Consider the following 18798-nt stretch of genomic DNA (forward strand, 5'->3'; position numbering starts at 1 on the left):
TCATGACGGCACCTGCGCTGGCTCTGCGCCAGCAGTGCCGTGCTGCTCCTGCCAGTCACGCTGTTCGCGCGCCGCCAGCATCACGCGCTCCGGTGTGGCTGGGGTATCCAGGCGCACCGCGCGGCGATAGTCGGTCAGCGAGGCCAGCGCATCGCGCAACGCCGCCCACACGCTGATGGCGAGCATGAAGGGCGGCTCGCCGACCGCCTTGGAGCGATAGATGCTGGCGGCCGAGTTGGGGTGTCCCTCCAGCAGGCGTACCTTGAGCGCGCCGGCCGGCACGTCACTGATCGCCGGAATCTTGTAGGTCGCCGGGCCATCGGTGAGCAGCCGGCCGTCCTCGTTCCATTTGAGCTCCTCCGTCGTCAGCCAGCCCATGCCCTGCACGAAGCCGCCCTCGATCTGGCCGATGTCGATGGCCGGATTGAGCGAATCACCGACATCATGCAGGATCTCGGCGCTTTCCAGACGGTATTCACCACTCAGCGTATCGACGACCACTTCGCACAGCGCCGCGCCGAAGGCGTAGTAATAGAAGGGGTGACCGGTGCCGCTGGCGCGATCGTAATGAATATCCGGGGTGGCATAGAAGCCTTTCTCGGACAGTGAGATGCGTTCCAGATACGCCGCCTGGATCAGCTCGCCCCAGGTCATCAGCACACCACTCGGTCCATGCAGCTCGCCATCCGTGAGACTCAGGCTGACGCGTGGCTGGGCGAGATGCTCGGCGGCGAAGTCGAGCAGGCGCATCTTGAGGCGCAGGCAGGCATCACGCGTCGCCATGCCGTTGAGGTCCGCGCCGGAGCTTGCCGCCGTCGGCGAGGTGTTGGGCACCTTGTCGGTGCGGGTGGCGGTGATGCGCACCTTGTCCACGCTCAGCCCCAGTTCACGCGCCGCGATCTGGGTGATCTTGGTGTGCAGGCCCTGGCCCATCTCGGTGCCGCCGTGATTCACCTGCACGCTGCCATCGGTGTAGACATGCACCAGGGCGCCTGCCTGATTGAGGTGCTTGGCGGTGAAGGAGATGCCGAACTTGACCGGTGTCAGTGCCAGCCCCTTTCTGACCACCGGATTGGCGGCATTGAAGGCGCGTATCTCGGCGCGGCGCGCCCAGTAGCGGCCACTTTCCTCGAGCTGATCGATCAGGGTCGCCAGCAGCGGGTGCTGATTGACGTGTTGGCCATAGTGCGTGGTCTCACGGCCTTCGCAGTAGAGATTGCGCTTGCGGATCTCCAGCGGGTCACGCCCCAGACGCCGGGCGATATCCTCCATCGCGGATTCGACCGCCAACATGCCCTGAGGGCCGCCAAAACCGCGGAAGGCGGTATTGGACGCCACATTGGTGCGTGCGCGAATGCCGCGCACGTGGGCATTCCCCAGGTAGTAGGCGTTGTCGGCATGGAACATGGCGCGATCGACGATGGCATCCGACAGGTCCGGCGAGTGGCCGCAGTCGCCGGTCAGCTCGATGATGGCGGACTCGATGCGCCCGCTGTCATCGACGCCGAATTCATAGCGATGGTGGAAAGGGTGGCGCTTGCCGGTCAGACGCATGTCATCTGCGCGTGCCAGTCGCAGGCGTGCCGCGCGGCCGGTGCGCCGGGCGATCATCGCGGCCAGACAGGCCACCGGCGCGGCCTGGGTTTCCTTGCCACCGAAGCCGCCCCCCATGCGACGGGTCTCCACCGTAATGGCGTGGAAGGGCACGCCGAGCACCTCGGCAATCAGCTTCTGGACTTCGCTGGGGTGCTGGGAGGAGCTGTGCACCAGCATCTCGTCATCCTCACTCGGCAAGGCCAGTGCGGCCTGGCTCTCCAGATAGAAGTGTTCCTGGCCGCCGCTTTCCAGTTCACCGCTCAATTGCCAGGCGGATTTGGCGAGCTTGGTGCTGATGCTGTCGAGATCGCCGGCGCGGCCATTGGCAAGCCGTGCCTGGGTGTGGGTCGGGCGCACCAGATCACCGCGGTTGGCCGCCTCGCGCGGGTCGAGGCACACCGGCAGGGGCGTGGTGGCGACCTTGGCCAGTCGCGCCGCCTGACGTGCCGCGCGCTCGCTGTCGGCGGCGACCACGAACAGTGCCTGACCATGATGGCTGATGATGTCACTGACCAGCAGCGGGTCGCCGGGGAAGACCGGCCCCACATCGCTGTGACCGGGGATGTCGGCGGCGCTGAGCACGCAGACCACGCCGGGGGCACGGCGCACCGCTTCGAGATCCAGCGCATCCAGAGTGGCGTGCGCGACCTCGCTCATGCCGATGGCCAGATGCAGCGTGCCGGTGGGCAGTGGCAGGTCATCCACATAACGCGCCGAGCCGCTGACATGGCGCTGGGCGCTTTCATGCTGACGTGACTGGAGAACGGGGGCGGCCGGCGCGGCGCTGGCGTCGGACTCAAGACTGTGCAAGGTACGCATCGAGGCTCTCCAGTGGCGTGAGGGAAGTCGTGGTCTGACGCTCATTCAGGATGCGCTGGGCCACGCGGGGAATCAGATGGCTGGCGGCCAGCAGGCGATACTCGCGTGAGCCGCGCACGTCACTGAGCGGTGAGAAATCGGCCTGCACGGCCTGCTCGATCTGCTGGCGAGTCTGCGCCGTCAGCCTGGCGGGAGTGAGAGATTCCAGCGCTTGCAGCGTCAGCAGTGCTTCCAGGTGCGGGGCGCGGGCCGGAACCCCGGCCATGCCGCCGAAGGCCACGCGCCAGTGCTGGGCGCGCCCGCTGGCGTCACGCCGCCAGGCGAAGACGCCGAGCAGGGTGGAGATGTCATCGTCACGCCGCTTGGACAGCTTGTGTACCGCCAGCCGCTGGTTGGGCAGCGGGCGCGGCAGGAAGACCGAGTGGATGATCTCGTCCGGCATCAGCTGGGTACGCTTGTAGTCGAGGAAGTAGTCCTCGAGCTTCAGGATGCGCTCGTTGTCCTGGCTCATCAGCTGGATATAGGCGTCCAGCGCGATCAGCAGCGGCGGCATGTCACCGATGGGCGAGGCATTGCCGATATTGCCGCCCAGGGTGCCACGATGGCGGATCTGTTCACTGCCCAGTCGCGTGAGCAGCTCCGCGCCATCCGGGTAATGCTCCCGCAGCAGCGGCATCAGCTGGTGATAGCTGACCGCTGCCCCGATCCACCAGCCTGCCTGACCGGCGTGCTCGCCTTCCTCTATCTTGCCAAGCGCCGCGACCTGGGTGGTGTCGATCAAGGCCGGGAAGTCGCGCAGGCGCTGGGTGTGCTCCAGCATCAGGTCCGTGCCACCGGCGATCAGCGTGGCATCCGAGCGCTCGGCGCGCAGCGCCAGCAGGGCCTGCAAGGTGACCGGCCGATAGAAACGCCCGGTGTCTCGCTCGTCATCAGGGGCGGTGTCGTGCGCTTCCGCTGTGCTATCGCCAGCGTCCTGCAGGCAGGCTGGCCCGAATTCGCCTTGCAGCAGACGGTGAGCGGCCTCGCGGATCGGGCGATAACCGGTGCAGCGACACAGATTGCCGCCCAGTGCATGGTCGATCATGGTGTCGCGTTGCCGGGCATCGATCACTTCGCCCTGATCGATCTGGCGCTGATGACGGGCATGCAGCACCGCAAGGCTCATGGCGATGCCCGGGGTGCAGAAGCCACATTGGCTGGCGTGTGTGCTGACCAATGCCTGCTGCACCGCCGAGAGGGTTGGCGCCTGGCTGGCATCCGCCAGACCCTCGACGGTGATCAAGTCACAGCCGGCCAGCTGGTGGGCGGGCATCAGGCAGGCGTTGGCGGTGCTCACATTGTGGCCCGGCCCCTGCAAGGCAATGGTGCAGGCGCCGCAGTCGCCGGAGGCACAGCCTTCCTTGGTGCCGTCTTGCCCAAGTGAGGTGCGCAGCACTTCGAGTACGCTCGTTCCCGGTGCAGGTGTGGGCAGTCGGCACGCGCGCCCGTTCAAGGTGAAGTCGATCATGCGGGCATCCTGTCAGGTCGTATTGTCATTGTGGTGCCTTGTTGCGTACAGCGTACTTCCAACGCTCAAGTCCTCTGTTCTACGCTGCCGGCGGGCTGGGGCTGTCTTGCCAGCGGGCCTGTTCTATCCAGGCGACGAGCGTTGGTCTGCAGGCTGTTGTCTCTATCAATGTAACAGGTCGTATTGTGATTCCTGCAAGAATCTGACCAAATGGTCAGTGCATGTTGTGGTATTTTGTTCGCCGGTGTCTCAACGGGCTGTTTTCACTGCTGTTCCAACGCCACGTGATAGTCGCTTGACCAGAGCCTCCTGCTTGCGCACATCGTCGCTGACTGGCGAGTGAGACAGACAGGGGACTGTCGCCAAGAGACTCGAATGCTTTTTTCTGACCTGATGAGTGATGCCGATGCCCGCGGATTCTCCTTCTTCCCTTTACGCTGAAGTCCGTCGTACCCGTAGCGCGGAATTGAGCGTGCCGCCTGCCAGCTCTCCGCGTGAGCAAGCCGAGAGCCGTATTCTCGAGGCCGCCGAATGCGTATTCGCCTGTCACGGTTATCGCGGCAGCACCTTGAAGCAGATTGCGGAAGTGGCCGAGTTGCCCAAGGCCAATCTGCTCTATTATTTCGGCTCCAAGGAGAAGCTCTACGTTCACCTGCTGGAGCAGACCCTGACGCGCTGGAATGCTTCGCTCGAGGATATCTCGCCCGATGACGAGCCACGTGAGGTGCTGGAGGCGCTGGTGCGCGTCAAGCTCAAGCTGGCACGCCAGGCACCGCAGGCCTCGCGTCTGTTCGCGGCGGAGGTGATCAGTGGGGCGCCTTTCCTGCGCGATTATCTCAGTGGCGACCTGCGCGACTGGGTGCAGGCGCGCTGCGATGTCATGAAGGCCTGGATGGCCGCGGGCAAACTGCGCGAGGCGGAGCCGATGTGGGTGATCTACCTCATCTGGTCCACCACTCAGCATTACGCGGATTTCGCCGCCCAGATCGATCAGCTGGGGGGAGCGCCGCAGAGCGATGAAGACTGGGAGCAGCTGGCGGATTTCGTGGCCAGCACGCTATGTGATGGTCTGTGCCCGCGACAGCCATGAGCGGCATGAGCGGCATGAGCGCTTGAGCCGGCGGATTCGGCGCTCTGTCGGTCGCCTGTTTCAGCTGTCTGTTGTCAGTACCTCGCCGCACAGCAAAAAGCCCGCCCCGGTATCCGGGGCGGGCTTTTTTGGTTCTTGAGTCTAGAGTCGTTCTTGCGTCGCTCGCTCTTGCGTCATTCTGGAAATGTGAAGGATAAGGCCATCAGGCGATCAGCTTGCCATCTCCAAGGGCATGCCAGCATCGCGATCCAGCACTGCTTCTTCCTCTTGCTTGGTCCCCGACAACTCGGCTTTCTCCAATTGAGAGATGTCACAGTGTTGATGCATCTGCCAGCCATCGCGGGCATCGTCGGCAAGATAGATCAGCGCGGCATCGGCGCTTGCCCACAGCCGCGCGAGGTCACGTTGGTGGCGGGTGCGGTTGGCCAGCGGCAGCGCATCGGCGGTGACTACCACCACCGGCGCCTTGCGCAGCCAGCGCGGCGCATGACTCGGCCAGCTGTGATGCACGGCGTCCAGCCAGGGCGCCTGGGGATGGCCGGGCGATGACTGCCAGCGCCAGCCACGCCCGACCTCGGTGATCCCGCGCGCCGTCCAGATCAGGCTGCGCCGCGGCAGCTGCGCCTCCAGGCTTTTCAGCAACGCATCGTCGCTATCCGTCAGCGGCTGGATGGCTCCTGACATCATGCTCAGGTACTCGCCAGCGTGCTGGCCGGCGGTCAGTTCCAGCTTGATGCGAGGCGCCGGGGCGAGGGCGATGCTGTTCTCCAGCGGTATGTGCATGCCGCATTCCATGCCGATGGTATAGACGCTCATGCCAGCATTCCTCGACGCGTCATGCTCTGACGCAGCAGGGTGTGGTGGCGGTGCATCGCCTCCCAGTCAGCGTGAGCCTTGTGGTTGATGTCAGGATTGAAGACGGCTTTCTGCTGCGCGATGGGCGATGCTGTCGGAGTCGGTGTCTCGGCTGAGGCCTGGGCCGCCACGGCCGAGGCGGCAATGTCGGCCTGGCTGCGCGTGTCATGGGCCGGTGAAGGCGTCGTGGGGGCCGTCGTTGTCTTCAGGCTCAGCGGCGGTGCCTCGTAGCCCATCGCCATCACGCCCAGCAATTGAGCGGACTGGGCATTGGCGACATCCTGTGTGGCGCTGCTAGAGCGGGGCAAGAGGGTGAATGTCTGTGTCGTGACCTTGGCTGTCATGGCTCGGCAGGTATCGAGGAGGGCAGTCATCGTTGAGGTGGCCATGAGAATGCTCCTTGCGCATCGCGAGCGCTTTATCGGGAATATTGCAGTCCGGCAAGGGTCGTTGGCGTTACTGCGCGGCGTATGACCTGTCGGCTGGCTAGTCTTGATCAAGCGGCTTGCGTGCCGATTTGTTGTGATGAACAGTAAAAACAGGCGCTTGTGTCTGTCGCGCGGTGCGGATGGTTGGCGTCGTGCAGCGCTTGAGGGCGTCAGAGGCGTTCAGGATGAAGAAAAAGCGCTCATCTCGAGGGTTACGCCTTTCGTCTATGCACTGTCAGTCAGCACCTGGCCCAGGCTTTGCACTGTCTTGATGCAATCGTTGATGCAATCGTTGCTCTGCGCTCACGCAGAATCTTTTCAGGAGTGTGTCTTCATGCCACGAGCGCCCATAGATCACAGCGCGCCCCCCGAGGATGACGTGTCCGGTAAATCCCGGGCAGTGCACCCGGATGGGGAAGCGCCTGCCCCCGATGCCGATGCCAGCGTCAATCTTGCTACCAGTCTCGCTCGCCATGCCGCAAGCCAGGGCACCAGGAGCCTGAGCCTGCATCAGCGTCTGACCCGTTCGCTTGAGGAGCTCACACCGAATGAGCAGCGCATCGCGCGCTTTCTGCTCGCGCATCAGGATGAACTGGCGCTATACAACGCCGCGGAACTGTCACGCCTGACCGACGTCTCCAAGGCGACGGTCAGCCGCCTGTTCCGCCGTCTTGGCTATCAGGACTTCCGTGAGGCGCGGGACCAGGCGCGTAGTCTGCGTCATTCGGGTGTGCCGGTGGCGGCAGCGCCGACGGCAGACCATCACCAGCGCCACTATGAGCAGGAGTGTCGCAACCTGCGTCAGGCACTGGCGGCGCTGGACATGCTCGATATGGAGGCCTTGAGCGGCGCTCTGGCCAAGGCCGAGCGGCTGCAGATCATCGGCTTTCGCAATGCTTATCCACTCGCGCTGCACCTGCGCCAGCAGTTGCTGCAGTTGCGCGAGCAGGTGGCGGTGTTGCCGCAACCCGGCCAATCACTCGGCGAGGAGATCGCACGCCTGGGCGTCGATGACGCCGTGGTGGTATTCGCCATGCGCCGGCGACCGCATGGGCTGGCACGATTGCTTGAATGGCTGGGGCAGGCGCCATGTACGGTGCTGCTGGTCTGCGATGACAGCCTGAGCACCATCCCCGCCGGTATCGAGCATGTCCTGCGCTGCCCGTTGGACAGCGTCAGCGCCTTCGACAGCTACGCCGCAGCCATGAGCCAGATCAATCTGCTGGCCACGCGCCTGCTGCATGACGACCTCGTCGGCGGGCGCAGTCAGATACGCCGCGTGACGGATACCTTCGATGCGCTGGAGGAACTGGGCGACGGCTGATCGTCCAGCTTGAAGTGCTCCTGCCTTTCCTTCCTCTCTATCTATCTCCCTGTGGGCCGCCAGTCTTGCTTCTGATCTGTGCGGCGGCCCGATTCGACCCGGCGCGCTCTGCGCACCCGCAGGGCGCATATGCCTCCCTGACTGCACCATCTGCTGCCATGTCGCTGATGTCGGCGCCCTGATCTCGCCGCCAGGCGAGGGCGTCATCCGCGATTTCGCCTCCCGCAGGCGTGTGTCTCTTCTTATCGTAGCTACTCATTTCTTCTCGCTGTTTTGCTTTCAGGCCTGTTCTCGATCCTGTGCTGAGGCGCGTGCTCAAGTGCGTTCGCAAGCCCATGCACAGGCGTGTGAGCTGCTGGTGACTCTGCGCTGCCTGCAACTCGATCACCTTGTTGAGCACCTGGCGGAAGTGCTTTGGCACACCTGTTGCAAAGATTGATAAGGGAATCACTCGTTTCATTGGTCAGGTTCTGAAGACGAATGCGACAAGGAGTCAATGGACCTGACTCGGCGAGACACTCGGCAAGACGATCAACAACAACCAACAACAATCCACTGCCGCAAGGCACCAGGTGAATGACGAGTCGTCCTCGCATCAGCGCCTGGCATTGACGGATACCGGAGTCGACCGATGAGCAAGCGTCACGAGAGCAAGGCCCAGCAGCGCGCCACACGGACAGGCAACAAGCAGCGTCTTGGCAACTGGGTCCGCAAGGGAATATTGCTGGCCCTGTGGGGCACGTTGGCGTCCACCGCCCTGAGTGCACACGCGGATGCACTGAGTGACATCACCGATAGCGGGGTGCTGAAAGTGGCGGTGCCACAGGACTTCCCGCCCTTCGGCTCGGTCGGCCCGGACCTCAAGCCGCGTGGCTACGATATCGACATGGCGCGCTATCTGGCAGACGAGATGGACGTGAAGCTTGAGCTGGTGCCGGTCACCTCGGCCAATCGCATCCCTTACCTGCAGACCCGCAAGGTCGATCTGGTGATCTCGAGCCTGGGCAAGAATCCCGAGCGTGAGAAGGCGATCGATTTCTCCGATGCCTATGCGCCGTTCTTCCTCGGCGTGTTCGGCGAGAAGGGCAGTGAGGTGGACTCCGCGCAAGGACTGAGCGAGAAGACCATCGGCGTGACACGTGGCTCGGTGGAAGACATGGAACTCAGCAAGGTGGCACCGGAATCGACCACCGTGAAGCGCTTCGAAGACAACAACACGACCTTGTCGGCATTTCTGTCAGGCCAGGTCGAGATGATCGCCACCGGCAATCTCGTCACCGCCGCCATCGCCGAACGCAATCCTGCCCGCGTGCCGGTCAGCGTGCTGCCGCTCAAGAATTCTCCCTGCTATGTGGGCATGCGGCATGACACGCCGGCGCTCAAGGCGCGCGTGAATGAGCTGATCGCCCAGGGAATCGAGGATGGCACGCTCAATACGCTCTCCGAGATCTGGTTCAAGGCGCCACTGCCGTCACTGGATGCCTGACTCGAGACGTCACACGTCTGATCCCTTTGCCCGTGAGGCTTGATCGATGAATTATCTCCCGGATTTCCCGCGCCTGTTGCCGTATTTGCCCGACCTGATGGCCGGGCTGATGACGACGGTCTGGCTGACGGCGCTGACCACCACGCTGGGGATACTCGGCGCGGTGATGTGTGTCTGGCAGCGCCATCGTGCGCCGACCAGCATCTTCAGCCGGCTGCTGGGCATGCTGGTGGAGCTGCTGCGCAACACGCCTTTCATCGTCCAGCTGTTCTTCATCTTCTTCGGTCTGCCGGCGCTGGGACTGTCACTCAGTGCCGAGATGGCCGCTGTGATCGCGATGACACTCAACCTGGCGGCCTACAGCAGTGAAATCCTGCGTGCCGGGGTCGATGCCACCGGTCGCGGCCAGTGGGAAGCCGGGCGGGCACTGGGGCTTACCCGCTGGCAGAGCTATCGCCATGTGGTGCTGATGCCGGCGCTGGAACGCATGTATCCGGCGCTGACCAGCCAGTGCGTGATCGTGATGCTGGGCTCCGCCGTGGTCTCCCAGATCAGCGTGGCGGATCTGACCTTCGCGGCCAACTTCATCCAGTCACGTACCTTCCTGAGCTTCGAGAGCTACGTGGTGACGGCAGGCATGTACCTGCTGTTGGCCATCGCGATGCGCGCCTTGCTCAACCGCATCGGGCGTCGCCTGTTCGGCTTTCGCCACCTGACGCCCGCCCCGCGCAGCTGTCTGTCTTCCCATGTCCTGAAAGAGGCCCACTCATGATCGACTTCACGCTGTGGGACATTCTGCGCAACCTGTTGCTGGCGGCGCGCTGGACACTGGCGCTATCCCTGATCGCCTTCATCGGCGGCAGTCTGGTCGGGCTGGCGCTGACCTTTCTGCGCCTGACCCGCTGGCCGGGGGCGGCGCTCTTCTGTCGTCTCTATACCGAGCTGTTCCAGGGCACGCCGCTGTTGATGCAGCTGTTCCTGGCCTTCTTCGGCGTGGCGGTCTTCGGGCTGGATGTCTCGGCCTGGACGGCGGCGGCCGTGGCGCTGACGCTGTTCAGCAGTGCCTTCCTGCATGACATCTGGCGGGGCTGTGTCGAGGCGGTGCCCAAGGGGCAGTGGGAAGGGGCGCGGGTGCTGGGGCTCGGCTACCTGAAGACCATGCGTCACATCATCCTGCCGCAGGCGCTGCGCATGGCCATCGCGCCGACCGTCGGCTTCTCGGTGCAGATCATCAAGGGCACCGCGCTTGCCTCGGTGATCGGCTTCGTCGAGCTGACCAAGGCCGGCACCATGCTCAACAACGCCACCCTGGAACCCTTCACCGTCTTCGCGCTGGTCGCGTTGCTGTATTTCGCCATGTGCTATCCGCTGTCGCGGCTGGCTCGCCACCTGGAGGCACGTCTCAATGTCACTGCTCGCTGAAGTCTCTGCGCTGGATAGCGCCTCATCCGACGCTGCTGTCTCCGAGAAGGCCGCCGTCACCGAGAGCGCTCCCGTCTCCGACAGCGCCCTTGATACCGAGAGCGCCAAGGCACCGCTGGTCAGCCTGTCGGCGCTGACCAAGTCCTTCGGTGACGTGGCGGTCCTCAAGGGGATCGATCTCGAGGTGCGTCCGGGTGAGGTGGTGTCGATCATCGGGCGCAGCGGTTCCGGCAAGAGCACCTTGCTGCGCTGTATCAATCAGCTTGAACAGCATGACGGCGGCGCCATTCATGTCGCCGGCAAGCTGCTGGACGGTAGCGAGATGGACGCCGCCGCCCTGGCGCAGGATGTCGGCATGGTGTTCCAGAGCTTCAATCTGTTTCCCCACAAGCGCGTCGGCGAGAACGTGATGCTGGCACCGATGCTGGTCAAGGGTGTCGCCCGCGATATCGCCGAGCGCGAGGCCCGCGAGATGCTGGCCAAGGTCGGGCTGGGGGAGAAATTCGATGCCTGGCCGAGTCAGCTCTCCGGTGGTCAGCAGCAGCGGGTGGCGATCGCGCGCGCCCTGGCGATGCACCCCAAGGTGCTGCTGTGCGATGAGATCACCTCGGCTCTGGACCCGGAACTGGTTGGCGATGTGCTCAAGGTGCTGGAACAGCTCAAACGTGAGGGCATGACGCTGATTCTGGTCACCCATGAGATGAATTTCGCCCGTGATGTGGGCGATCGCGTGATCTTCATGCACCAGGGGCGTGTGCATGAGTCGGGCGACCCCGCGACACTGTTCGCCAATCCGGCCACGGAAGAGCTGCGCCAGTTCCTCGGCGCGGTGCTATGAGTGCAGCGTCTTGAGCGTGCAGCGGTGGACCACATCATGAGTCGAAAGGAGTCGCTCCCAGTGGACAAGCGTATCTATGTAGCGCCGGCACGTTTCTCGGGGCCGCGGGGTCAGGGGTGGCAGGAAGAAGGCCCGCTGAATGGCCAGCGACTGGTGGTCAAGGACCTGTTCGCGATCAAGGGCGAGCGCATCGGCCAGGGCAACCCTGACCTGCTGGCCAGCGCCCCCATCGAGCGGCAGACGGCGCCTGCTGTCCTCGCGCTTCAGCAGGCGGGGGCCGATTATCGTGCCCGTACCACCACCGATGAGCTGGCCTACAGCCTCAATGGCACCAATGCGCATTTCGGCACGCCGCAGAACCCTCGCGCGCCGCTGAGGTTGCCGGGCGGCTCGAGCGTGGGCTCTGCGGTGGCGGTGGCGCGCGGTGAGGCGGAGGTCGGACTGGGCACCGATACCGGCGGCTCCATCCGCGTGCCGTCCAGTTACTGCGGGCTTTATGGGCTGCGCCCGACCCATGGTCGTATCAGCATGACCGGGCTCAAGCCGCTGGCGCCGCGCTTCGACACCGTCGGCTGGATGACGCGGGATCTGGGGACGCTGACGCAGGTCAGTGAGGTGCTGATGCCGGCGGCGACAGCCACTCGACTGCCGGCGCGCATCATCCTGCTGGTGCCGGAAGGGCTCGCCGCTGGGCCTTATCAGCGCCTGCTCGGGCCGCTGTCTCGGCGCCTTGAGTCACTCGGCTTTCAGTGCGAGCGGCGCATGCTGAGTCAGACCTTCATGGCGCGCGCCAGTGAAGCCTTCCGGATTCTGCAGGGCTGCGAGATTCGGCGTACTCACCAGGCGTGGTTGAGTACGCCGGAGCAGGGGCCCGAATCGCGCTGGCCGCGCCTCAACCCGGATATCGCGGCGCGTCTCAAATGGTGCATGACGCTCAGCGATAGCGACGAGCAGGCAGCAGAAGCCAAGGCGGATACCGTTCGCCGCTGGTTTCGCCAGCAGCTGGCAGCCAGTCATCAGGAAGGCAGCGAGGCACCAGCGGAGGCTGGCAGTCGCGCGCTTCACGCCCAGGCCGAAGCTACCAGCGAGGCGGTCTTCATGTTGCCCACCACGCCGGGCGCCTCACCGCTGCTGGGTGCAAGCCTTGAGGTAATGGAGGCCTATCGTCATCGCCTGATGGGACTCACCGCACTGGCGGGCTTGAACGGTGCGCCGCAGCTGAGTCTGCCGTGGCTTGCCGACTCGGCGGCACGTCTGCCACAGGAAGCCGCGCCCCCGCCCTGGGGCGTGTCATTGCTGGGCCTGCCGGGACGTGATGAGAGTCTGCTGGCACTGGCCAGCATGTTGGAAAACTGACCTGCATGTTGGAAGACTGATCTGCATGTTGGAAAACTGACCAGCGCTGCCTTGCATGTGCGATTGCAGACATTGTCTGGAGTTGAACAGAAACGCCGCATCCCGAAAGGGCTGCGGCGTTTCTGATGCTGGCACTTGGGATTGAGGTGATGGTTCGTCAGCTGGCGGGGGTATAGGGATGCTCGCGTTGCCAGTGCTCGGCGATATCGATGCGTCGCGTGATCCATACATTGTCGTGGGACTGGATGTAATCGAGGAAGCGTTTCAGCGCCGCGAAGCGTCCCGGGCGGCCGGCGATCCGACAGTGCAGCCCGACGGAGAGCATCTTGGGCGCCGTGTCGCCCTCGGCATAGAGCACATCAAAGGCATCGCGCAGGTACTGGAAGAAATCCTCGCCGCTATTGAAGCCCTGGGCGCTGGCGAAGCGCATGTCATTGGTGTCCAGGGTATAGGGCACGACGAGATGCGGCACCTGTTCACCATTGGCGGTAGTCACCTCCATCCACAGCGGCAGGTCATCGCCGTAGTAATCGCTGTCGTAGGTGAAACCGCCGTGTTCCACCACCAGTCGGCGGGTATTGGGGCTGTCGCGCCCGGTGTACCAGCCCTGTGGCGCATGACCGACCAGCTCGCGATAGCTTTCCACCGCGCGTTCCAGGTGGGCGCGCTCATGGGCCTCATCCATGTGCTGATAATGAATCCAGCGCCAGCCATGACTGGCGATCTCGTGACCATCCTCCAGGAAACGCGCCACCAGATCCGGATGGCGCGCCAGCGCCATGCCGACGCCGAAGACGGTCAGCGGCAACTCGCGGCGCTTGAATTCATCCAGAATCCGCCACACGCCACTGCGCGAGCCATATTCGTAGATCGACTCCATGCTCATGTGCCGCGCGGGGTAGGCCTCGGCACCGATGATCTCGGAGAGAAACTTCTCGCTCTCGCTATCGCCGTGCAGCAGGCAGTTCTCGCCGCCTTCCTCGTAGTTGAGCACGAACTGGACCGCGATCTTCGCGCCACCCGGCCAGTTGGCATGCGGTGGCGTGTCGGCATAACCGATCAGGTCACGCGGATACTCATCGCCCCACAGGGCATTGTCGGTGTCTGGCATCGTGCGGCTTCCTTGCGGGTGGATAACGAAGACAAGAGCGTAATGAAGAGCGAAGACAAGAGCGAAATGAAGTGCGAAATGAAGACCCAATCACATCTCCATTGATGTGCAGGCTTTGTGCCATCACGGCGCATCGTGGCGGCGTCACGCTTGCAGCCCGCATCAATTCGTCGGTGACCACCAGCGTGGCAGCAACCGTGCGACTTCCGGGCGCATGAAGCGGTCATCGATCAAGTGGATCACGCCCTGATCCTGCTCGCTGCGAATCACTCGGCCGGCAGCCTGCACCACTCTGGTGAGCCCCGGGTACAGATAGGTGCAGTCATCGGCATTCAAGGGCTGGATGACCGGGTACGGTGCGCGCGTATCGTCGTGTGGGTCGCCTTCAGCCTGTTCCGGCTGGCTACGCCGCTGTGCGTCGTTGTCGAGCCACGTGGCAAGACGCTGCTTGAGTGCTTCATTCTCGGGACTGAAACCGGCCAGTCCGAGGGTGGCGATGAAGGCCCCGATCAGACGCGAGCCGGGCAGATCGATCCCTTCGCCGAAGGCGCCACCCAGCACCGCGAAGCCGATGCCTTGTCCCTCGGGCGTGAAGCGCTGAATGAAGCCGGTGCGCTCCGCTTCCGTCATGGCGCGGGTCTGGCGCCATTGGGGAATCTCCGGCGCCAGCTGTTGCAGGGTGCTGGCGACCTGTTCCAGATAGGCGAAGCTCGAGAAGAACGCCAGATAGTTGCCCGGGCGTTGCCGGTATTGGCGCGCCATCAACTCGGCGATCGGCCGGCAGGAGGCGTCGCGATCCCGCAGGCGTGTCGAGAGCCGATGACGACTGACCTGCACCTGGGCCGCGCTGAACGGGGAATCGACACTCAGCCAGACGGCATCGTCCGCCAGACCCAGCAGGCGATGGTGATAGGCCGGTGGATTGAGTGTGGCCGAGAACAACAGGATGGCGTGACTGGCGCGCAGGCGGGGTGCCAGCCACGGCGCCGGACTGACGCAGCGCAGTCGCGGCTGGATCTGGCGCACGCTGCGCCCGCGGGCCTTGTGTGGCCGGGCTGACGCGTCAGCTTCTGTTCCTGCATCCGATGCTGCGCCGGAACTCGAGCTTGAATCGCTGGCAAGCGACGCCTGCCGCGCAGGGGGCGTGGCGGAGAGTTCGACCTCGAACAGCGAGTGATCGCCAAAGCCTTCGGCGAGTCGCGCCAGGGTCAGTGCCGCAAAGTAGGCCTCCATCATCTCGACATCGGGTTCCACGCGGCGCCTGGCCGTGGAAGAGGCCGAGCCGGAGACTGTCGTTGCAGTGCCTGTATCGGTAGCACTCGGAGCAGCAGAGGGGGCATCGCTTGCGATCAGGCACAGCTGTTCGGGGGCTTGTGTGGCTGTCGCTGGCTGTTGCCTGGCCGCAGCAGGGTTTGCGGCCTTGTCAGGCTCCGCCAACCAGTCGGCCATCGCGCCGGTCCATTGGCTCAAGGCCTTGAGGAAGTCGCCGGGTAGCGCCTCCAGTGCAAGGCGCTGCGCCTTGTGGCCTGCGTCCTTGCTATCGACCTTGCTTGCCTGTGTCTCGCCGTCAGCACCCTGCTTGAGCTGCTCCAGCGCTCGCCATTGCCGAGCCAGTGCGCGTGAAGCCGAGCGCAGCGGGGCCGGATGGCCCTTGCGGCTCAACTGCTTGAGCAGGAAGTGGAACTGGCGGGCGTCGAGCTCGGTGCTGTACATGCCGCGGGCGCGCTCGATGAGGTTGTGGCTCTCATCGACCAGCACCACCGTGCGCCAATCATTGGCCTGGCTCAGGGCGAACAGCAGCGCATGACTGTCGAAGTAGTGGTTATGGTCGCCGATGATGACATCCGCCCAGCGCGAGAGCTCCTGGGCGAGAAAGTAGGGGCAGATGTCGTGGGCCAGGGCGTGGCGGCGTGTCGTCGCCAGATTCAGGGGGCGTTGGTCGGCGAGCGCGGCGTCGCGTGCCGCGGGCAGGCGATCATAGAACCCGCGCGCCAGCGGGCAGGACTCGCCATGACAGGCGAGGGACGGGTGCTCGCAGGTCTTGCTGCGCGCGCCCAGTTCCAGAATGCGCAGCGGTGTCGCCGGTGTCTTTTTCTGCCCCTCGCTGTCGTCAGCGGCTGGTGCCAAGGTGGCCAGCGCGTCGAGTGCCAGCGCGCGGCCCGGGGTGCGGGCGGTGAGGTAGAAGAGTCTGTCCGTGCCGCTTGCGGGCATCGCGCGCAGTGCCGGATACAGCGTGGCCAGGGTCTTGCCGGTACCGGTCGGCGCCTCGGCGAGCAGCTCGCGGCCGGTCATCACCGCCTTGTAGGCATGCTCGGCCAGTTGGCGTTGACCGGGGCGCCAGCTCGGCCACGGAAAGGCCAGGCGGCTCAGCGCGCTGTCGCGGGCACTGCGATGGGCCAGCTCATTGGCGGCGAACTCGCTGAAGCGTGCCGCCAGACGTGCCAGCTCCGCCTCCAGCGCCTCACGGCTCCACCAGGCTTCCAGACGCTGCTCATCAGGCTGTGCCTTGCGGCTTTTGGGGTCAGCCTGGTCAGTCTGCTCGTTCTGCTCGTTCTGCTCATCATGCTCGCTCTTGGTGCCCCTGGGCGCATCCGCCGCGATGTCCAGATAGACCAGCGCGAGCGTGATACCTTCGAGGTCCCGGCTGCGACACATCAGTGCGCCGTAGACGCGTGCCTGGGCCCAATGCAGGGCGCGATGGTGCGCGGGCTGGCGGGAGAGGTCGCCGCGATGGGTCTTGATCTCCTCGAGGCAGTTGCGCTTGGGATCATAGCCATCGGCGCGCCCACGGATGGTCAAATTGCCGATGTCACCGCTGAGCGAGATCTCGCTTTCATAGTCCTTGCCGCGTCGGCGCACGATACGCTGATGACCACGGATGCCCTGCTGGGCGGTAGGCGATGGCGTGAAGCGCAGGTCCAGATCGCCCTCGCGCGCGGCAAAGGCACACAGTTCGCGTACTGCGATCCGGTAGCGTGCGGGCTCAGCGTGGGTCTCGTCCGCCTTGATCATGATGCAGGAGGTGCCTTGTGCCGGGAGCATTCGTCCGCTGAGGCCTCGGTCGCGCTCAGCCATTCGACTCGACATTCCAGCGCCGGAATCGCATGGCGTGCGAACAGGGCCAGCCATTGACGCTGGTTGTCCTGCAGACGGTCGGTGGGCGCCTTGACCTCGATCAGCCGATAACGGTCGCTGCTGTGCTCGGGGAAGAACTGGATCAGGTCCGGCAGGCCAGCGCGATGTTCACGAGGGTTGGCCAGCAGGTGGCGGAAACAGGCTTCCAGATGCGCGGGCGGAATGCAGTCCAGTGCGTGGTTCAGCAGTTCCTCGCTCAATAGCTCCCAGTGCACGAAGGGTGCCTGAATGCCCTGTTTCTGCTGATGGCGTTCACGGATCACCGTCCGGTAGCTTTCGTCCTTCAGGCGCGCGAAGCAGGCCTCGAAAGCGGCCTGGCGACGGCTGACGAAATCAGGGCGATAGAGGTCCGCCGGGCCGGTGTGGAAGGCGTGGAAGAAGGCCCCCGGCAAGGGGGCGAACAGCACCTCCCAGCACAGCAGGGTGAAGAGCGCGGGAATCAGGCCATTCTCGACATAGAAGACCGGTGCCTCGGGCGTGGCCAACGCATGGGCGGCCGCGCGCTCGACCCCGTGGATACCGTCAGCCGCCGAGGTGGCAAGGTCGGGCACCGTGAGGGCGATCTGTGGCGTGGTCGGCGCCCTGGCGCGTCTGGGCGCGGGCAATCCGAGGCCACGGCACAGACGCGGCAGGGCGCGTTCGAGTGCCAGCTGCTCGTCCAGCGTGATCTCGGCGCGCGCCAACCGCTCGCTGGCCAGCGCGTGAGCTGCGCTGATATCGCCCGACAGCTCCAGTGCTCTCACCCGGCGCGGCATGGCACGCGGGGCATATGCGGAATCCTCGAGACAGGCGTACTGGCGGGCAGCCGCCTGATGCCAGCCCTGACGCTCGGCGTCGCGGGCCAGCGAGAAGCGCAGCCGGTCACGCCGCTGCGCCAGCCAGGCATTGGCACGATCATCAATAGCACGCCCGCCAGTGGCATGAGCGTCAGTGAGCTGATGAGTCGCGGACGGCTCACTGTGGAGCTCGTTTGCCGCTGCAGACGCCGTCGCATCCAGCGCCGCGACAATGCGCTGCCAGTGCCGCTCAAGTTCAGCGTTCGCCGTGCGGTCCAGCCGCTCGCTGGCTTGCTGCCAGTCCTCACGCAGTTGCTCCAGCGCCAGATAGCGATCCACCTCCCAGCGATGGGTGAAGGCGCGAGAGGCCGGCGACAGGGCGACCGTCTCGCAACGCAGCAGGCCCAGCTCGCTGAGTACGAAGTCCGACAGATTCTGGCGCAGGTTGCCGAAGAACATCAGGCTCAGGCGTCGCGACAGCTCACCCAGCCCGACACTCAAGGTGTCGGCTGCGGGGTCGTTCAACCAGGCTGGCAGTGGCCGTGGCGTGACGTCACCCAGCAGCTCGCTGATGGCATCATGCATGCGGCGCTTGGGCGTGCTTCTGGGCAGCTCGGCAAAGGCTGCCCGGAGGCGCGGCAAGGTCACCAGCGCCAGCATCTTGTCCAGACTCAGGTCGGCATTGTGGCGGCACAGGCCGTCAGGCGTGGCACTGTCGGCGAGCGGTGTGATCAATGGCTGGCATGCGGCCTCGATCGCACCGATCTCGGGATAATGCAGCTGCGAGCGTTCGAAATGATCGCCCTTGCGCATCAGCAGTCGCACCAGCAAGGCCCGCGAGGCATCCGGCAGGCGAGTGATGGCGTCCACCGTGGCACGCTCCGCCTCTGTCAGCAGATCGGCGTGACACTGGCAGACCCAGTCGATCAGGGTGTCGAAGTTGGCCAGGTAGTAGCGCGGATTGTCGAGGGGAGCGGCTTGCATGGCGACCTGTCGAAGTGGCGGGCAGTGCGGCAGTTTGCCCGAAAGCATGGGGTTATATACAGTATATGGCC

Annotated in this window: 14 protein-coding genes; 7 read left to right on the forward strand and 7 right to left on the reverse strand. The window is 64.6% G+C overall.

What is annotated here, in order from left to right; all coding sequences use genetic code 11:
* Both xdhB and R1T44_RS09815 read right to left on the reverse strand, forming a co-directional pair.
* On the reverse strand, nucleotides 1–2415 hold the full coding sequence (gene xdhB / locus R1T44_RS09810) for a xanthine dehydrogenase molybdopterin binding subunit (RefSeq protein ID WP_317291935.1): 2415 nt from the start codon (nucleotides 2413–2415) through the stop codon (nucleotides 1–3).
* Entirely contained in the window at nucleotides 2393–3922 is a 1530-nt protein-coding gene (locus R1T44_RS09815) for a xanthine dehydrogenase small subunit (RefSeq protein WP_225348053.1), read from the reverse strand. Before R1T44_RS09815 ends, xdhB begins: the two co-directional genes overlap by 23 nt.
* 406 nt (nucleotides 3923–4328) lie before the next feature.
* Between R1T44_RS09815 and R1T44_RS09820 the strand changes: the two genes are divergently transcribed.
* On the forward strand, nucleotides 4329–5012 hold the full coding sequence (locus R1T44_RS09820; RefSeq protein WP_153635709.1) for a TetR family transcriptional regulator C-terminal domain-containing protein: 684 nt from the start codon (nucleotides 4329–4331) through the stop codon (nucleotides 5010–5012).
* Nucleotides 5013–5222: 210 nt separating this feature from the next.
* Here the strand turns inward: R1T44_RS09820 and R1T44_RS09825 are convergent, their stop codons facing one another.
* Both R1T44_RS09825 and R1T44_RS09830 read right to left on the reverse strand, forming a co-directional pair.
* Nucleotides 5223–5828 carry a hypothetical protein gene (locus R1T44_RS09825; protein WP_153635710.1) on the reverse strand — a complete coding sequence of 202 codons (606 nt, stop codon included), beginning with the start codon at nucleotides 5826–5828 and terminating at the stop codon, nucleotides 5223–5225.
* Complete coding sequence (locus R1T44_RS09830) at nucleotides 5825–6256, reverse strand: hypothetical protein (protein WP_153635711.1); 432 nt, start codon at nucleotides 6254–6256, stop codon at nucleotides 5825–5827. The genes R1T44_RS09825 and R1T44_RS09830 overlap by 4 nt, the downstream gene beginning before the upstream one ends.
* Nucleotides 6257–6629: 373 nt before the next feature.
* On the opposite strand from R1T44_RS09830, the gene R1T44_RS09835 reads away from it, so the two are divergent.
* The 6 genes from R1T44_RS09835 to R1T44_RS09860 all read left to right on the forward strand — a co-directional run bounded on the left by R1T44_RS09835 (nucleotide 6630) and on the right by R1T44_RS09860 (nucleotide 12721).
* Nucleotides 6630–7619, forward strand: coding sequence for a MurR/RpiR family transcriptional regulator (locus R1T44_RS09835; RefSeq protein WP_175088720.1), 990 nt, complete (start codon nucleotides 6630–6632; stop codon nucleotides 7617–7619).
* Nucleotides 7620–8250: 631 nt separating this feature from the next.
* On the forward strand, nucleotides 8251–9105 hold the full coding sequence (locus R1T44_RS09840; protein WP_279836510.1) for a transporter substrate-binding domain-containing protein: 855 nt from the start codon (nucleotides 8251–8253) through the stop codon (nucleotides 9103–9105).
* Between the two features lie 46 nt (nucleotides 9106–9151).
* The gene (locus R1T44_RS09845; RefSeq protein ID WP_153635714.1) at nucleotides 9152–9877 is read left to right on the forward strand and encodes an amino acid ABC transporter permease; all 726 of its coding nucleotides are present in this window, start codon (nucleotides 9152–9154) and stop codon (nucleotides 9875–9877) included.
* Nucleotides 9874–10527, forward strand: a complete 654-nt coding sequence (locus R1T44_RS09850; protein WP_077376658.1) for an amino acid ABC transporter permease — start codon at nucleotides 9874–9876, stop codon at nucleotides 10525–10527. Before R1T44_RS09845 ends, R1T44_RS09850 begins: the two co-directional genes overlap by 4 nt.
* Nucleotides 10511–11365: an amino acid ABC transporter ATP-binding protein gene (locus R1T44_RS09855; protein WP_153635716.1), complete on the forward strand. Its 855-nt coding sequence runs from the start codon at nucleotides 10511–10513 to the stop codon at nucleotides 11363–11365. The genes R1T44_RS09850 and R1T44_RS09855 overlap by 17 nt, the downstream gene beginning before the upstream one ends.
* 60 nt (nucleotides 11366–11425) lie before the next feature.
* Nucleotides 11426–12721: an amidase family protein gene (locus tag R1T44_RS09860; protein WP_284726113.1), complete on the forward strand. Its 1296-nt coding sequence runs from the start codon at nucleotides 11426–11428 to the stop codon at nucleotides 12719–12721.
* Between the two features lie 157 nt (nucleotides 12722–12878).
* On the opposite strand, the gene puuE is transcribed toward R1T44_RS09860, so the two are convergent.
* From puuE to R1T44_RS09875, 3 genes are all read right to left on the reverse strand, one after another.
* A complete protein-coding gene (gene puuE / locus R1T44_RS09865; RefSeq protein ID WP_225348057.1) occupies nucleotides 12879–13832 on the reverse strand; it encodes an allantoinase PuuE in 954 nt (317 codons plus the stop codon).
* A 162-nt stretch (nucleotides 13833–13994) separates the two neighbouring features.
* Entirely contained in the window at nucleotides 13995–16844 is a 2850-nt protein-coding gene (locus R1T44_RS09870) for a helicase C-terminal domain-containing protein (protein WP_317291936.1), read from the reverse strand.
* Complete coding sequence (locus tag R1T44_RS09875; RefSeq protein WP_317291937.1) at nucleotides 16841–18727, reverse strand: VRR-NUC domain-containing protein; 1887 nt, start codon at nucleotides 18725–18727, stop codon at nucleotides 16841–16843. Before R1T44_RS09875 ends, R1T44_RS09870 begins: the two co-directional genes overlap by 4 nt.
* Between the last annotated feature and the right edge of the window lie 71 nt (nucleotides 18728–18798).

It is taken from the genome of Cobetia amphilecti (assembly GCF_032923285.1).
Taxonomy (GTDB): Bacteria; Pseudomonadota; Gammaproteobacteria; order Pseudomonadales; family Halomonadaceae; genus Cobetia; species Cobetia amphilecti.

Excerpts from the sequence above, each read along its gene's own strand:
- R1T44_RS09830 (WP_153635711.1), bottom strand. The coding sequence starts at position 6,256 with ATGGCCACCTCAACGATGACTGCCCTCCTCGATACCTGCCGAGCCATG.
- R1T44_RS09850 (WP_077376658.1), top strand. The coding sequence starts at position 9,874 with ATGATCGACTTCACGCTGTGGGACATTCTGCGCAACCTGTTGCTGGCG.
- puuE (WP_225348057.1), bottom strand. The coding sequence starts at position 13,832 with ATGCCAGACACCGACAATGCCCTGTGGGGCGATGAGTATCCGCGTGAC.
- R1T44_RS09845 (WP_153635714.1), top strand. The coding sequence starts at position 9,152 with ATGAATTATCTCCCGGATTTCCCGCGCCTGTTGCCGTATTTGCCCGAC.
- R1T44_RS09815 (WP_225348053.1), bottom strand. The coding sequence starts at position 3,922 with ATGATCGACTTCACCTTGAACGGGCGCGCGTGCCGACTGCCCACACCT.
- R1T44_RS09840 (WP_279836510.1), top strand. The coding sequence starts at position 8,251 with ATGAGCAAGCGTCACGAGAGCAAGGCCCAGCAGCGCGCCACACGGACA.
- R1T44_RS09820 (WP_153635709.1), top strand. The coding sequence starts at position 4,329 with ATGCCCGCGGATTCTCCTTCTTCCCTTTACGCTGAAGTCCGTCGTACC.
- R1T44_RS09835 (WP_175088720.1), top strand. The coding sequence starts at position 6,630 with ATGCCACGAGCGCCCATAGATCACAGCGCGCCCCCCGAGGATGACGTG.
- R1T44_RS09825 (WP_153635710.1), bottom strand. The coding sequence starts at position 5,828 with ATGAGCGTCTATACCATCGGCATGGAATGCGGCATGCACATACCGCTG.
- R1T44_RS09870 (WP_317291936.1), bottom strand. The coding sequence starts at position 16,844 with ATGATCAAGGCGGACGAGACCCACGCTGAGCCCGCACGCTACCGGATC.
- xdhB (WP_317291935.1), bottom strand. The coding sequence starts at position 2,415 with ATGCGTACCTTGCACAGTCTTGAGTCCGACGCCAGCGCCGCGCCGGCC.
- R1T44_RS09875 (WP_317291937.1), bottom strand. The coding sequence starts at position 18,727 with ATGCAAGCCGCTCCCCTCGACAATCCGCGCTACTACCTGGCCAACTTC.
- R1T44_RS09855 (WP_153635716.1), top strand. The coding sequence starts at position 10,511 with ATGTCACTGCTCGCTGAAGTCTCTGCGCTGGATAGCGCCTCATCCGAC.